This window comes from Ponticoccus sp. (in: a-proteobacteria), assembly GCF_048381735.1.
The window spans coordinates 61,068-74,737 of sequence record NZ_JBLXGL010000002.1 but is presented as its reverse complement, the minus strand read 5'-3'; the positions used below and the strand labels follow the sequence as shown (position 1 = coordinate 74,737).

11 protein-coding genes are annotated in these 13,670 nt (G+C 66.7%); 3 read left to right on the top strand and 8 right to left on the bottom strand.

What is annotated here, in order from left to right:
* Positions 1–173: 173 nt before the first annotated feature.
* From ACN5KJ_RS04715 to ACN5KJ_RS04695, 5 genes are all read right to left on the bottom strand, one after another.
* A complete protein-coding gene (locus ACN5KJ_RS04715; protein WP_418592294.1) occupies positions 174–2,129 on the bottom strand; it encodes a YfbK domain-containing protein in 1,956 nt (651 codons plus the stop codon).
* Positions 2,126–2,656: an RNA polymerase sigma factor gene (locus tag ACN5KJ_RS04710; protein ID WP_418592292.1), complete on the bottom strand. Its 531-nt coding sequence runs from the start codon at positions 2,654–2,656 to the stop codon at positions 2,126–2,128. Before ACN5KJ_RS04710 ends, ACN5KJ_RS04715 begins: the two co-directional genes overlap by 4 nt.
* 199 nt (positions 2,657–2,855) lie before the next feature.
* Positions 2,856–5,663: a DNA polymerase I gene (gene polA / locus ACN5KJ_RS04705; RefSeq protein WP_418592291.1), complete on the bottom strand. Its 2,808-nt coding sequence runs from the start codon at positions 5,661–5,663 to the stop codon at positions 2,856–2,858.
* A gap of 119 nt (positions 5,664–5,782) precedes the next feature.
* Positions 5,783–6,484, bottom strand: coding sequence for a PAQR family membrane homeostasis protein TrhA (gene trhA, locus ACN5KJ_RS04700; protein ID WP_418592289.1), 702 nt, complete (start codon positions 6,482–6,484; stop codon positions 5,783–5,785).
* Between the two features lie 83 nt (positions 6,485–6,567).
* Positions 6,568–6,747, bottom strand: coding sequence for a zinc-finger domain-containing protein (locus ACN5KJ_RS04695; RefSeq protein ID WP_206563726.1), 180 nt, complete (start codon positions 6,745–6,747; stop codon positions 6,568–6,570).
* Between the two features lie 151 nt (positions 6,748–6,898).
* On the opposite strand from ACN5KJ_RS04695, the gene ACN5KJ_RS04690 reads away from it, so the two are divergent.
* Complete coding sequence (locus tag ACN5KJ_RS04690; protein WP_418592287.1) at positions 6,899–7,819, top strand: ATP-binding cassette domain-containing protein; 921 nt, start codon at positions 6,899–6,901, stop codon at positions 7,817–7,819.
* Between the two features lie 216 nt (positions 7,820–8,035).
* Here ACN5KJ_RS04690 and ACN5KJ_RS04685 read toward each other — a convergent pair whose 3' ends face one another.
* Both ACN5KJ_RS04685 and ACN5KJ_RS04680 read right to left on the bottom strand, forming a co-directional pair.
* On the bottom strand, positions 8,036–8,407 hold the full coding sequence (locus ACN5KJ_RS04685; RefSeq protein WP_418592924.1) for a histidine triad nucleotide-binding protein: 372 nt from the start codon (positions 8,405–8,407) through the stop codon (positions 8,036–8,038).
* A 72-nt stretch (positions 8,408–8,479) separates the two neighbouring features.
* Complete coding sequence (locus ACN5KJ_RS04680; RefSeq protein ID WP_418592286.1) at positions 8,480–10,057, bottom strand: DUF5928 domain-containing protein; 1,578 nt, start codon at positions 10,055–10,057, stop codon at positions 8,480–8,482.
* Positions 10,058–10,219: 162 nt separating this feature from the next.
* Between ACN5KJ_RS04680 and ACN5KJ_RS04675 the strand changes: the two genes are divergently transcribed.
* Positions 10,220–11,038: a sulfotransferase family protein gene (locus ACN5KJ_RS04675; protein WP_347167969.1), complete on the top strand. Its 819-nt coding sequence runs from the start codon at positions 10,220–10,222 to the stop codon at positions 11,036–11,038.
* Positions 11,039–11,091: 53 nt separating this feature from the next.
* On the opposite strand, the gene ACN5KJ_RS04670 is transcribed toward ACN5KJ_RS04675, so the two are convergent.
* On the bottom strand, positions 11,092–11,316 hold the full coding sequence (locus ACN5KJ_RS04670) for a DUF2798 domain-containing protein (RefSeq protein WP_418592285.1): 225 nt from the start codon (positions 11,314–11,316) through the stop codon (positions 11,092–11,094).
* Between the two features lie 145 nt (positions 11,317–11,461).
* Between ACN5KJ_RS04670 and ACN5KJ_RS04665 the strand changes: the two genes are divergently transcribed.
* Positions 11,462–13,621, top strand: a complete 2,160-nt coding sequence (locus ACN5KJ_RS04665; protein ID WP_418592922.1) for an esterase-like activity of phytase family protein — start codon at positions 11,462–11,464, stop codon at positions 13,619–13,621.
* Positions 13,622–13,670 lie beyond the last annotated feature (49 nt).

Genomic DNA, 13,670 nt, shown 5'->3' with positions numbered 1-13,670 from the left:
CCAAAGTCAGGTTGCGCCTTCATCAGCCAAATCGCCGGGCCAAGGGGACGGCCCGTCATGTCGGATACATGCCTCTGGCATGATGGCGCGGCGGCTTCGCCTTGGTTCCGCGCAGGGTGGTTGATCGTGCCCGTCCCGAACACATAAGCCCCGGGACGGGGCAGGGCGGCGCCTTACTGGCTCAGGCTCTCGGCCAGCCGCATCAGGGTGATCGCCTCCTGCCGGTAGCCGTAGGGGTCTTCGCCCCGGGCGCCTTGGGCCAGCGCCATGGCGTCGCCGATGCTCCAGTCACCGACCATGTCCGAGCCGCGCAGGATCTGGCCGAAGCCCGCGATGGCCGTGGCCCATTGCGCGTCCGGCAGGGGGGCGGCATCGGCCATGACCGGCACCTCGATCAACTGGCTCACCTCTTCGCCCGGCGCCTTGTAGCGCAGCTTCAGGAAGCCCAGTTCGGAGGCGTCGCCCGCCACAGGCTGCGCCGTGCCGTAGCGCAGCGGGTCGGTCATCCGCGCGTCGGATCCGGCGGGCGTGATCTCGTAGATCGCGGTGATCTGATGGCCCGCGCCGATCTCTCCGGCATCGACCTTGTCGTTGTTGAAATCCTCGCGCCGCAGGGCGCGCGTTTCATAGCCGATCAGCCGGTATTCGGACACGGCGGCGGGGTTCCATTCCACCTGGATCTTCACGTCGTCGGCGATGGGCACCAGCGCGCCGGTCAACTGGTCCACCAACACCTTCTGCGCCTCGGCCAGCGTGTCGATGTAGGACGCCATGCCGTTCCCGGTCTGCGCCAGTGCCTGCATGGTCGCATCGTCCAGATTGCCGCGCCCGAAGCCCAGCACCGACAGGTAGGTGCCGCTGTCGCGCCGGGCGGCGATGTAGTCTTTCAGGGCCTCGGGATCGCTGATGCCGATGTTGAAGTCGCCGTCGGTGGCAAGGATCACGCGGCTGACCTCTCCGTCCTCGGTCATCTCGGCGGCGGTGGCATAGGCCTGCTGCAGACCCGCCTGACCGGCGGTGCCGCCCCCGGCCTGAAGACGGTCGAGCGCGGCGAGGATGGTCCCGCGCTCTGTCGCCGGGGTCGGGTCCAGCACGCGGCCCGCACTGCCCGCATAGGTCACGATGGAAACGCTGTCCTCGGGGCCAAGCTGGCCCAGCATCAGGCGAAAGCTCTGTTTCAGCAGCGGCAGCTTGTCGGGCTGGTCCATCGACCCGGAGGTGTCGATCAGGAAGACAAGGTTCATCGCGGGGCGTTCTGCGGGCAGCGCGCCTTGCAGGCCGATATGCACGACCTGCGTGCCCGCGCGCCATGGCGTGTCCGAGACACCGATGGCGGCGGCGAAGGGTGCATCGCCCCCGGGCGCGGGGTAATCGTAGGGGAAGTAGTTCACCATCTCCTCGATCCGCACCGCGTCCTTTGGCGGCAGCATCCCGTTCGTCAGAGAGTTGCGCACGATCGACCAAGAGGCCGTGTCCACGTCGACCGAGAAGGTTGAGACCGGCTCTTCCGCCGTGACCTTGACGCTGTTCTCCTCGGCTTCGGGGAAGGCCTCGGTGTCGGGCAGACCGGCGACCGGCGCGTCGAAGGGCGGCGCGGGCATGGGGTCGGGGCTGACGACGCCGGGCGCCATCTTGGCGGCGCCGCCCATGGCGCGGTTCTGCACGGCGGCGCCGGGGGCGGCGAAGGTCTGGGGCATCGGCTCGGAGGCCATGTCGGCGGCGACCATCGGCGGCGCGGCTTCGACCTGTTCGGCGGGCGCCAGATCGGCCAGCGGCGCCTCGGCCTCTTCGGTCAGCACCACCGGCCCGGGCGCGGCCTCGCGGCCGGGCAGGCCGGGCGCCTGCTCGCGCAGCACGGGAATGACGGCGACCATGGCCACGGCGGCCAGCGCGGTCGTGGCGGTCAGAAAACCCTTGCTTGAAATCCCTGCGATCATCTTGCGTACTCCTCTGGAAAGGCCGCCCCTCCGGGCAGGCTCAGAGGTCAGACGCGCCGGATCGGTCGATCCTTGGACATCGTCGAAATTTTTCATCGCCAGCGTCAGGGCGCGCTTGCGCGCCTCGGGGTCCGGCGGCGGCAGGGCCGCGTCGAAGGCACGCTTCAGGTCGTCGAACTCGTCACCGCTCATGCTTCTGCCTCCTTCATCGCCTTCAGCCGCTTGCGGCATTCCGAGACGCGCCAGCTGACCGTGCCTTCCGAGACCTCCAGCACCTGCGCGGCCTCGGCGTGGGTCACGCCGTCCAGCACCAGCGCCAGCGTCTCGCGCATCTCGACCGAGAGGCCGCGCATCGCCTCTGTCAGCCAGTCCAGCCGCTCTGCCGTCTCGGCCTCTGCGGCGCGGCGGGCCAGCTCGTGGTCGCCCCAGCCCTCGGCGGCCCTGGCATGGCTGGCGCGGCGGCGAAAGCGGTCCCGCGCCGCGTTCACCGTGATCCGGTAAAGCCATGTGGTCAGCGTCGCCTCGCCCCGGAAGCCGCGCAGCTTGGCGGGCAGGGCGGCGCAGATGTCCTGCGCCAGATCCTCGGCCTCTGTCCGGCTGCCGGTCAGCTTCACCGCATAGGCATAGACACGGTCATAGAGCCGCTCGACCAGCAGGGCAAAGGCCTGCCGGTCGCCGTCCGCCGCCGCGCGGGCAAGGGTTTCGTCACTGACATCCATCCGCATCTTGTCACTTGGACGCGCACCGGGGTGCAATCCTTGTATACCCGACCAAGTTTTTTCACAGGCGCCCGGATTTCAGAAGGGCGGGGCAGGCCGACAGGCCGCCCTCCCCCCGCCGCGCGCGGGTTTCAGAGCGGGTGAGGCTGGCACCGCAGGCATCCCGTAGGCCGGGCTTCAGCCCGGCCATGGTCAAAGCTCAATGCGCCTCGGCCCAGTTCGCACCCTGTCCGGCATCCACAACCAGCGGCACGTCCAGCTTCACCAACGGTTCCGCCGCGCCCTCCATGACCGACCGGGCCGCGCCAATCAGGTCGTCCACCGCGCCCGCCTCGACCTCGAACAGCAGTTCGTCGTGGACCTGCAACAGCATCTTCGCGGGCAGGCCCTCGATCGCCTCGGGCATCCGCACCATGGCGCGGCGGATGATATCCGCCGCCGTGCCCTGAATAGGCGCGTTGATCGCGGCGCGCTTGGCGAACCCGGCGCGCGGCCCCTTGGCGCCGATCTCGGGCGTGTGGATGACGCGGCCGAACAGCGTCTCGACGCGCTTGTGTTCCTGCGCGAAGGCCACGGTGTCGTCCATGTACTGCTTGATGCCGGGGAAGCGCTCGAAGTAGCGGTCGATGAAGCCCTGCGCCTCGGCCCGCGGGATGCGCAGGTTGCGGGCAAGGCCGAAGCCCGAGATGCCGTAGATCACGCCGAAGTTGATCGCCTTGGCCTGCCGCCGCACCTCCGGCGTCATTTGATCCATCGGCACGTTGAACATCTCGGACGCGGTCATGGCATGGATGTCCTGCCCTTGCCGGAAGGCCTCTTTCAGCGCGTCGATCCCGGCCATATGGGCGAGGATGCGCAGCTCGATCTGGCTATAGTCGAGGCTGACCAGCACCTTGCCCTCGGGCGCGACAAAGGCCTCGCGGATGCGGCGGCCTTCCTCGGACCGGACCGGGATGTTCTGCAGGTTCGGATCGTTGGAGGCCAGCCGCCCGGTGTTCGCCCCGGCGATGGAATAAGAGGTATGCACCCGCCCGGTGTCGGGGTTGATGTGCTCTTGCAGGGCATCCGTGTAGGTCGATTTCAGCTTGGACAGCTGCCGCCAGTCCAGCACGCGGCCCGGCAAGTCGTGTTCCGTCGCGAGGTCTTCGAGCACGTCGGCGGGGGTGGAATACTTGCCGGTCTTGCCGCGCTTGCCGCCCGGCAGGCTCATCTTCTCGAACAGGATGTCGCCCAGCTGCGCCGGGGAACCGACGTTGAACTTCTCGCCCGCCAGCTCGTGGATCTCGGCTTCCAGTTCGGCCATCTTCTGCGCGAACTTGCCGGACATGCGCGACAGCGTGCCCCGGTCGACCGCGATGCCCGCCATCTCCATCGTCTTCAGCACCGGCACCAGAGGGCGTTCGAGCGTCTCGTAGACCCGCGTCACACGCGCCCGGTGCAGCTGCGGCTTGAAGGTCAGCGCAAGGCGCAGGGTGACGTCCGCATCCTCGGCGGCATAGCCGGTGGCCTTGTCCAGTGGCACCCGGTCGAAGGTGATCTGGCTCTTGCCGGTGCCCAGCAGCTCCTTGATCGGGATCGGCGTGTGCGAAAGATAGCGTTCCGCCAGCGTGTCCATGCCGTGCTGATGCTCGCCGCCGTGCAGCGCGTAGGACATCAGCATGGTGTCGTCGATGGGCGCGATCTCGATGCCGTAGCGCGACAGCACCTTGGCGTCGTATTTCATGTTCTGGCCGATCTTCATCACCGCCGCGTCTTCCAGCAGCGGCTTCAGCGCGGCCAGCGCCTGATCCATCGGAAGCTGCCCCTCGGCCCTGGCGTCCGAGGCAAAGAGCCCCTCTCCGCTGTCCTCGGCCAGATGGGCGAGGGGGATATAGCACGCCTCTCCGGGTGCGACCGCAAGGCTGACGCCGACGAGGTCGCAGAGCATCTCGTTCAGGCCGGTCGTCTCGGTGTCGACGGCCACGGTGCCAAGGTCGGTGGCCCGTGCGATCCAGCGGTGAAGCGCCTCCATGTCCGACACGCATTCATAGGAGGCGGCGTCGATGGCGGGCCAGTCCGGCGCGGCCTCGGGCGCATCGGCGGCGGTGGCGGGTTCGGGAATCGCAGGCACCTCGACCCCGGCATTGTCGGCGATCCGCTTGGTCAGGCTGCGGAATTCCATCTTGGTCAGAAAGCCCAGCAGCACCTCGGGGTCCGGCTCTTTCACCTCCAGATCGTCCAGCGTGAAGGGCAGCTCCATGTCGCAATCCAGCTGCACGAGGCGTTTCGACAGCTCGATCTGGTCGCGCTTCTCGATCAGGGTCTGGCGGCGCTTGGGCTGCTTGATCTCTTCGGCGCGGTCCAGCAGATCCTCGAGCGAGCCGAATTCGTTGATTAGCAGCGCCGCCGTCTTGATCCCGATCCCCGGCGCGCCGGGCACGTTGTCGACGCTGTCGCCCGCCAGCGCCTGCACGTCCACCACGCGTTCCGGCCCGACGCCGAACTTCTCCAGCACGCCGTCGCGGTCGATGACCTTGTTCTTCATCGGGTCGAGCATCTCGACCCCCTCGCCCACAAGCTGCATCAGGTCCTTGTCGGACGACAGGATCGTCACCCGTCCCCCGGCCTCGCGCGCCCGGCAGGCCAGCGTCGCCATGATGTCGTCGGCCTCGAACCCCTCGATCTCCTTGCAGGCGATGTTGAAGGCTTCGGTCGCCTCGCGGGTCAGCGGGATCTGCGGGCGCAGATCCTCGGGCATGGCCTCGCGGTTGGCCTTGTACTGGTCATAGAGATCGTTGCGGAAGGTGTGGCTGCCCTTGTCGAAGACCACGGCGACATGAGTCGGCGCGTCGGGGCCGGTGTTGCCCTCGACGTAGCGGTGCAGCATGTTGCAAAAGCCTGACACGGCGCCGATGGGCAGCCCGTCGGACTTGCGCGTCAGCGGCGGCAGCGCGTGGAAGGCCCGGAAAATATAGGCCGACCCGTCGATCAGGTGCAGATGGCACCCCTTGCCGAAATTTCCTGCCATGGTCTTCGCCTCCGCGTCCTGTTCCGCATGGGGTTTGCCACGATCCGGGCCTGCCTGCCAGTTGTCCTTTTGCCTGCCGCCCCGGCAACCGGCGGGCGGTGGTCAGGCGGCTGCTTTTGTCAGCCCCGGTCGAGGTCGATCAGCTCGGGCGGCGCGGCGGCCACAAGGAAGACGGCGACGAAGAAGACGATCGAGGCCGCGACCACCATCACGTGCCAGATGGTGTTGTGAAACCGCAGGCGCGAGGCCAGCAGGAAGGGCGTTCCGACGGAATAGAGCAGGCCGCCCAGCAGCATCAGAACCGTGGCCGAAAGCGGCAGGCTGCCCAGCAGGTCGCGCCCGCCGACCACGACAACCCAGCCGGAACACAGGCACATCAGAACGGCGGCACCGGCGGGCAGATGCCTGCGGATCATGGTGACAAGCGTGGCCCCGGCCGCCGCGCTCCAGATTGCGGTCAGCAGGCCAAGGCCAGAGCCGGAAAGCAGCGCGAAGGGTGTGTAGGTGCCCGCGATCTTGAGATGGATCGCCGACATGTCCAGCCGCCGCAGGAAGCCGGTCCACTGCGGCGCGGGCAGGTGGTTGTAGAGCAGCGAGGCGGTCAGCATCAGCAGAAGCGTGCCGCCGTAGACGGACACGCCGACGATCCCGGCGGCATCGCCGCGCCAGATCACCGTCAGCGTGATCAGCACCGGCACGGCGGCCAGGGCCAGCACGATGGCGGCAAGATGCACGATCATGTCGCTGGCCCGTTCGGCCCGGCTGTAGACACGCCGGTCGCAGGCCACCGGCGGCAGCCCGCGCCAGGGGAGGGGGATCATTGCCGCGCCCCGGGGACCCCCGTCTGCGTCACCGCCGGGGCGGGGCCGGTCTGCGGGGGATATGCCGGGGCGGGGATCACGGCCTAGGCCTTGTCCGCGAAATCGGCGTGAACGTATCTGGCATCGCAATAGGGACATTCGACAAAGCCGGTCTCCAGCGGGATCTGCAGCCAGACCCGCGGATGCCCCAGGGCGGCTCCGCCGCCGTCGCAGGCAATGCGATGGGCCTTGACCACCACGGTTTCCGGCGCTTGCGTTGTCATGGGCCTTCCCCTTCCCTGCGAAGCGGCGAAGGCCCCGCGATTCCAGTCTACCGGCAAGCCCTTTCCCGGAGGTTTACAAGGTTTCGGGTTCCCGTCCGGGCCCTGCCGCTCTAGATGCGGGTATGACCGATGCAACAGGGTGGAGCAAGCGTTGACACAGGACGCAATCCGGATCGAAGGGCTGGCCAAGACCTACGAGGGTGGAAAACAGGCGCTGCGGGGGGTGGACCTCTCGGTCCCGGCGGGGTCCGTCTTTGGTCTGCTGGGGCCGAACGGCGCGGGGAAATCCACGATGATCAACATTCTCGCCGGGCTGGTGACCAAGACCTCCGGCAGGGTGACGATCTGGGGCTGGGATCAGGACGTGAACCCGCGCCAGAGCCGCGCCGCCATCGGCGTGATGCCGCAGGAACTGAACCTCGACCCCTTCTTTACGCCCCGCGGCGCGCTGGAAGTGCAGGCGGGTCTCTACGGGGTTCCGAAATCCGAACGCCGCTCGGACGAAATCCTCGAGATGGTCGGCCTGACCGACAAGGCCGAAGCCTATGCACGCACGCTGTCGGGCGGGATGCGCCGCCGCCTTTTGCTGGCCAAGGCGCTGGTCCATTCGCCGCAGGTGCTGGTGCTGGACGAGCCCACGGCGGGTGTGGACATCGAGCTGCGGCAGATGCTCTGGCGCAACGTCCGACGGCTGAACCGCGAACGCGGCATGACGATCATCCTGACGACACACTACCTCGAAGAGGCCGAAGAGATGTGCGACGAGATCGCCATCATCAACCACGGCGCTCTGGTGGCGCGCGATTCGACCGTGAACCTGCTGGGGCAGATCGACCGCCGGACCATGGTCATCGTGCCGGAAACGCAGCCCGAAACCCTGCCCGAAACGCCCGGTGTCGAAACCCGCCGCCGGGACGACGGCAGCCTCGCGCTCAGCTACCACGCCGAACGGACCAGCGCCGAGGACGTGCTGAACGCCGTGCATCGCGCGGGCATCCGCATCCGCGACGTGCGGACAGAACAGGCCGATCTCGAAGATGTCTTCCTGGAACTGACGCGCTCCACCGGCTGACCTCTCGCCAGGCTTTTCCGTCGGATGCCTCCGGCGGAGGGTATTTGGACCAAGAAGAAGCCCTGGTTTTTCTTCTTGGCCCAAATACCTGAAAGCAAGGGTTCCGCGCGTGCATCGTGCAAGTGGCGGGCGTGGGTTCCACAGGCGCCGGCCCGAGGCGCAGGCCGCAGGCCGAAGCCGAGACAGCATGCGCGCGCGGCAGCGCGCCCCTTTGGATCAGTCCTGTTTCTGGAGCATCCGGCCGAGGACGCGACCGCCGAGGATGTGGACATGCAGGTGCGGAACCTCCTGCACGCCGTTGCGGCCCGCGTTGGAGATCAGCCGCCAGCCGTCTTCCTCGACGCCTTCCATGCGGCAGACCTCGCCGACAAGGCGGACGTAGTCGAGGATCTCGGCGTCCGAGGCGTCCTGCGCGAAATGGTCGAAGCTGACGTAGGCGCCCTTCGGGATCACCAGGACGTGCAGCGGCGCCTGCGGGTAGATGTCGCGGAACGCGAGGCTGTGGTCGGTCTCCTTCACCGTCTGGTTCGGGATCTCCCCGCGAAGGATCTTCGCGAATATGTTCTGGTCGTCGTAGCTGTAGGCCATGGGGTCCTCGGGAATGTCAGGGCGCCGTTCGGGCCGCATCAAGGCCGAAATCCCCGCCACATGCAACCGGCCTCAATCCGCGAAGAGGTGCTCCGCCCCGGCGATCTCCTGCGCTGTCGCGCCCGGCACCGACAGGAAACGCTCCAGCGTGCGGGCGTTGACCTCGGCCGGATCGATCTCGCGCAGGCGCTGGTAGTTCTCGAACTGGGCATCCCGGATGCGGTCGCTTTCATGCGTCATGTCGTTGCGCACCGTCGGCAGCAGGCGTTCGATGGTCTCGAAGGGCGTCCGGTCGCCAGCCAGGCCCACCCGCTTGGCATGGCCGATCAGGTAGGCGTCCGAGAACTGGCATTCGACCTCGAGGATGCGCGTCAGCGCGCGATCCCGTCCGAAGTCCTCGATCAGGTCGAGGTTGGCGGGGTCCATGCAGACGATCAGGCGCTCGGTCTCGTAGTAGTCATAGAGCATCCGCATCAGCGCCCGCCGGTGGCGGTGGCGCTTGCCCATGGTCGACTGGATGCCGCCAAGGTCCGGCAGCGCGCAGCTTTCCTCGTTGAAGAGGTATTCGATGCAGGGAATGTTCGTCACCTGGCGGATGCGCTCCACCAGCCGCTTGGCCACATGCCACTTCTTGCAGACGATGATCAGCAACTCGCGTTCGCGGCCCAGAGAGCTTTCGGTTTCCCAGAACCGCGGCGCGAAGCGGCGACCGCCCCGGCCCTTCTCGGTCAGGAACCTGAACAGCGATCGCCCTTCGTTGGAAATCTGGAACCGTGCCCCTTCCGAGGCATAGAGCACGCCAAGGCGCCGCCGCAGTTCCGTCGCCTCGGGAGAGATCTTCCGCGCGAAGAGCGCGTCCTGCGACAGGAGCAGGTCGTAGTGGTCGTTGTAGAGGGTCACCGGCATGCCGTAGTCGGTGAACATCAGGAAGGTCAGTGTGCGGCTTTCGATCTCGTGCTCGGGGATCAGGTGGCGGACCAGCGTCTGAAAGAAGGTCTCGTCCGGGATCCACGTGGTCGCGAAGAAGCGCATCACGTCGCGCCGCTTTCTCGCGAAGGCGAGGATCGCCTCGATGGTGCGGCGACGCAGGCACCACCACTGGCTGCCGATCATCACCTCGATGTCTTCGGGGATCGCCCGCGTCAGGCCCAGCCGCTTCTGCATCCGGTACAGCGCGTAGAAGCGCCGCTTTTGCGTGCGTTCGTTGAACCAGTGGCGGTAGATCAGCCGCTCTTCCTTCCAGCCGGTCTTGATCCAGTCGCTTTCGAAGTAGTCGCAGCTTTCGATATAGTCGCAGTCGCGCCGGTCGAGGAATTCATGCGCGTATTCCGCCGATTTGATCGCCATGCAATCGCCGGACAGCATGTAGAAATGCGTCGCGCGCGGAAAGGCCTCTGCCGCGGCCTCCACCGTGCCCAGCGTGGCGCGCACAAGGCTCCATTCCCCCCAGCCGCACCTGATCCGTTTCTTCGCGAAGGTGACGTTCGGGTTGTCCTTCAGGGCGGCGCGCAGGCGCGTGTAATGCGCCGCCGGGGACCGGGCGTCGAAATGGATCGCCATGTAGTCCCCCGCCGCCGTCAGGCTGTTGGCCTGACGGATGATCGCATCCGGGTCCTTGTGACACAGAAGGATGAAGGCGATTTTTGCCATGCAGCGAACGGTTGCCCTGGAGTTGCCCGATTGTTTCTGTTGATAAAGCCTGCGGGGCGTTGAATAAACCGGCTTTGTTTGGTTTTTTTGTAGCAGGTCAGACGTCAAGTAGCAGGTCAGGCGTCAAGAAGACCATAACGGATGTCAGCGGAGGCAGCAGGCATGGGCTTTCCCGGCACATGGATGACCGAAAGCGAGAGCATGGTGTATCGGGTCGTCCCGAAATGCGCCTGTTCGACCATTGGCCAGATCATGTTCTATTCCGACCACGGGCGGTTCTACGACGGCGACATCCACGACGCCACCGAGGGCCTGCACAAATGGGCGCGCGAGGACAGCCAGCCCGCCATCAAGGCCAACGTCAAGACGCGCTCGTCCTATGCCTTCACCTGCGTGCGCAACCCCTACACGCGCATCCTGTCCAGCTTCTTCGACAAGATCTGCGGCATCCAGCGCAACGGCAAACGCTATCGCGGCAACCTCGTGCCCCTGCTGATCCAGAAATACGGGATCGAGGTCGGCGGCGACGACGGCCAGCAGGAATTCGACCAGATCCGGTCCTTCCGGCGTTTCCTGCTGTTCGTGCGCGACACCATCCGCTGGCGCCGCCCGATGGAGCCGGACATTCACTGGTCCGCCATGTCGGGCCATGTCTCGACCTTCATCGTGAACGGCGGGCGCTACGACCAGATCTTCTGGACCGAGGATTTCAACGCCGGGATGCAGGGGGTGCTGGACAAGGTCCAGACCCGCCACCCGGTCGACCTGACGCAGATCCCGCGCTTCAACGAGTCCGAAGGCCACGGGCCCAAGCGCCTTCACCCGGTCGAGGATTACTTCGACGACCTCTCGATGCATCTGGTCTACGAGATCTTCAAACGCGACTTCGAGCTGTTCCGCTACGATTTCGAGAACCCCGCCAACAAGATGCCGGTGGGCGAGATCGACCTCGCCGAGGTTCACGCCAAGCTGGGCGATTGATCCGTCCGGGCCGTCCCCGCCGCGAAGCGGGGCGTTGACCGTCATCGGGCCGGTCAGCGGCGCGTGTAACGCGCCACCAGCCGCCGGACGACGGGGGCAATGACCAGCACCGAGGGGAAGGCGATCAGCCAGCTCGAGACCCATGCGCTCATCCACAGGCCGAAGACGTCCGGGACCACACCCAGGGCCCGCAGCGTGGCGACGCCCGACACGATCAGCGACATGAAGCCCGACAGCAGCAGGCCGAAGACGACGGGGGCAAGGCGGGGCGGGATCATGACGGGGCTCCTTTCCCACCCTGCTTAGGGCTTTCCCCTGCCGCCACAAGGGGCGCGCGTCTTCGCCGGAGCGTCACCAAACCGTCATCGCCCCGTTACCCTGGCGCCGGAAAGAGGCATGGAACCAGAAGAACAGGGGATTCCCATGCCGATCCGCACGCTTTGTCTGACCAGTGCGCTGGCGCTTGCCGCCGGGGCCGCTTCGGCGGACATGACCTTCAATCGCATCGCCTCTTTTGCGACGCCCATGAACATGGCGGAGGGCGAGGATACCGCGCGCGAAACCTCGGCAGAGATCATCGCCGCGACCGAAGACGGCATGACGCTGGTCTACACCGACAGCCCGCTGGGCGTGCTGGGCCGCATCGACATCACCGACCCGGCGAACCCGCAGCCGCTGGGCAACCTCGCGCTGGACGGAGAGCCGACCTCGGTCGCCGTCAAGGGCACCGCGGCCTTCGTGGGTGTGAACACCTCGGAAAGCTACACCGATCCCTCGGGCCGCCTTGCGGTCTTCGACCTGCAGGCGGGCGTCGAGGCCTATTCCTGCGACCTTGGCGGCCAGCCCGACAGCGTGGCCATGGCCAGGGACGGCAGCTTTGTCACCGTCGCCATCGAGAACGAGCGCGACGAGGATCTGGGCGACGGCCGCACCGGTCAGATGCCCGCCGGTTACGTGGTGATCGTCCCCGTCGAGGGCGGCACGCCCGATTGCGACGGGCTGATCAAGGTCGACCTGACCGGTCTGGCCGAGGTTTCCCCCGAGGACCCCGAGCCCGAGTTCGTGGACGTCAACGCGGCGGGCGAGATCGTCGTGACGCTTCAGGAGAACAACCACCTCGCGGTGATCGCCTCTGACGGTACGGTGCTGAACCACTTCTCCGCCGGGGCGGTGGACCTCGAAGGCATCGACACCAGGGACGAGCGCGGCGCGCTGATCTTCACCGACAGCCAGCCCGCCCGCAAGCGCGAGCCCGACGCGGTCAAATGGATCGACGCCGACCATTTCGCCACGGCGAACGAGGGCGACATGGACGGCGGCTCTCGCGGCTGGACAATCTTCAACAAGGACGGCTCGGTCGTCTATGAAAGCGGCGCGTCCTTCGAGCATGCGCTGGTGCAGATCGGCCACTACCCGGACAAGCGGTCCGACGCCAAGGGGGTGGAGCCCGAATCGATCGAGTTCGCGGAATTCGACGGCACGCCCTATGTCTTCGTCGGGTCCGAGCGCGGGTCGGCGGTTGGCGTCTACGACGTCACGGACCTGTCGGCGCCGGTGCTGAAGCAGATCCTGCCCTCGGGCATCGGGCCGGAGGGCTATGTCGCCATCCCCGCGCGCAACCTGCTGGTCTCGGCCAATGAAACCGACCTCGGCCCCGAGGGCGGCGTGCGTGCGCATGTCATGCTGTTCGACTACGCGGAAGGCGCGGCGCAATATCCGCAGCTGACCTCGGAAGGCGCGGATGAACTGATCGGCTGGGGCGCGATTTCCGGCATGGTGGCGGGCGAGAATGGCCTTGTCTACGCGGTGAACGACAGCTTCTACGGCTACCAGCCGACGATCTTCACCATCGACACCACGCAGAGCCCGGCACGCATCACCAAGGCCCTGCGGATCACCCGCGCCAATGGCGACGCGGCGCAGAAGCTGGACCTTGAAGGCATCACGCTGGACGGCGAGGGCGGCTTCTGGGTCGCTTCCGAAGGCCGCACCGACCGGGTGATCCCGCACGCGATCTACCACGTCACCGCCGAAGGGGTGATCGACGCGGAAATCGGCCTGCCCGCCGAGCTGATGGCGGTCGAGACGCGCTTTGGCTTCGAAGGCATCACCCTGAAGGACGGCACCCTCTGGATGGCCGTGCAGCGCGAGTGGGGCGACGATCCGAAGGGCCGCGTGAAGCTGGTCTCCTATGACCTCGAAAGCGGCGAATGGGGCGCGGTCCACTACAAGAAGGCCGAGCCGGAAACCGGCTGGGTCGGACTGTCCGAGATCGTGGCGCATGGCGACTGGTTCTACGTGGTCGAGCGCGACAACCAGATCGGTGCCGCGGCGGTGACGAAGAAGGTCTACCGCATCCCGGCCGCCGAGATGGTGCCGGCGCCGCTGGGCGGCGACCTGCCGGTGGTGTCGAAGGAAGAGGTCCGCGACCTGATCCCCGACCTCAAGGCGCAGGGCGGCTACGTGGTCGACAAGGTCGAGGGTCTGGCGATCTTCGAGGAGGGCACCGTCTGGGTCTCGACCGACAACGACGGCGTCGACGACAGCTCGGGCGAGACCTTCTTCTGGTCCTTCACGCTCTGAATTTCACCCAAGTCCCTTTTCAGCAGGCCAGGCGCCGTTCCCTCGGGAG

Coding starts and splice junctions, on each gene's coding strand:
- ACN5KJ_RS04715 (WP_418592294.1), bottom strand. CDS start 2,129: ATGAGCGGTGACGAGTTCGACGACCTGAAGCGTGCCTTCGACGCGGCC.
- ACN5KJ_RS04710 (WP_418592292.1), bottom strand. CDS start 2,656: ATGGATGTCAGTGACGAAACCCTTGCCCGCGCGGCGGCGGACGGCGAC.
- polA (WP_418592291.1), bottom strand. CDS start 5,663: ATGGCAGGAAATTTCGGCAAGGGGTGCCATCTGCACCTGATCGACGGG.
- trhA (WP_418592289.1), bottom strand. CDS start 6,484: ATGATCCCCCTCCCCTGGCGCGGGCTGCCGCCGGTGGCCTGCGACCGG.
- ACN5KJ_RS04695 (WP_206563726.1), bottom strand. CDS start 6,747: ATGACAACGCAAGCGCCGGAAACCGTGGTGGTCAAGGCCCATCGCATT.
- ACN5KJ_RS04685 (WP_418592924.1), bottom strand. CDS start 8,407: ATGGCCTACAGCTACGACGACCAGAACATATTCGCGAAGATCCTTCGC.
- ACN5KJ_RS04680 (WP_418592286.1), bottom strand. CDS start 10,057: ATGGCAAAAATCGCCTTCATCCTTCTGTGTCACAAGGACCCGGATGCG.
- ACN5KJ_RS04675 (WP_347167969.1), top strand. CDS start 10,220: ATGGGCTTTCCCGGCACATGGATGACCGAAAGCGAGAGCATGGTGTAT.
- ACN5KJ_RS04670 (WP_418592285.1), bottom strand. CDS start 11,316: ATGATCCCGCCCCGCCTTGCCCCCGTCGTCTTCGGCCTGCTGCTGTCG.
- ACN5KJ_RS04665 (WP_418592922.1), top strand. CDS start 11,462: ATGCCGATCCGCACGCTTTGTCTGACCAGTGCGCTGGCGCTTGCCGCC.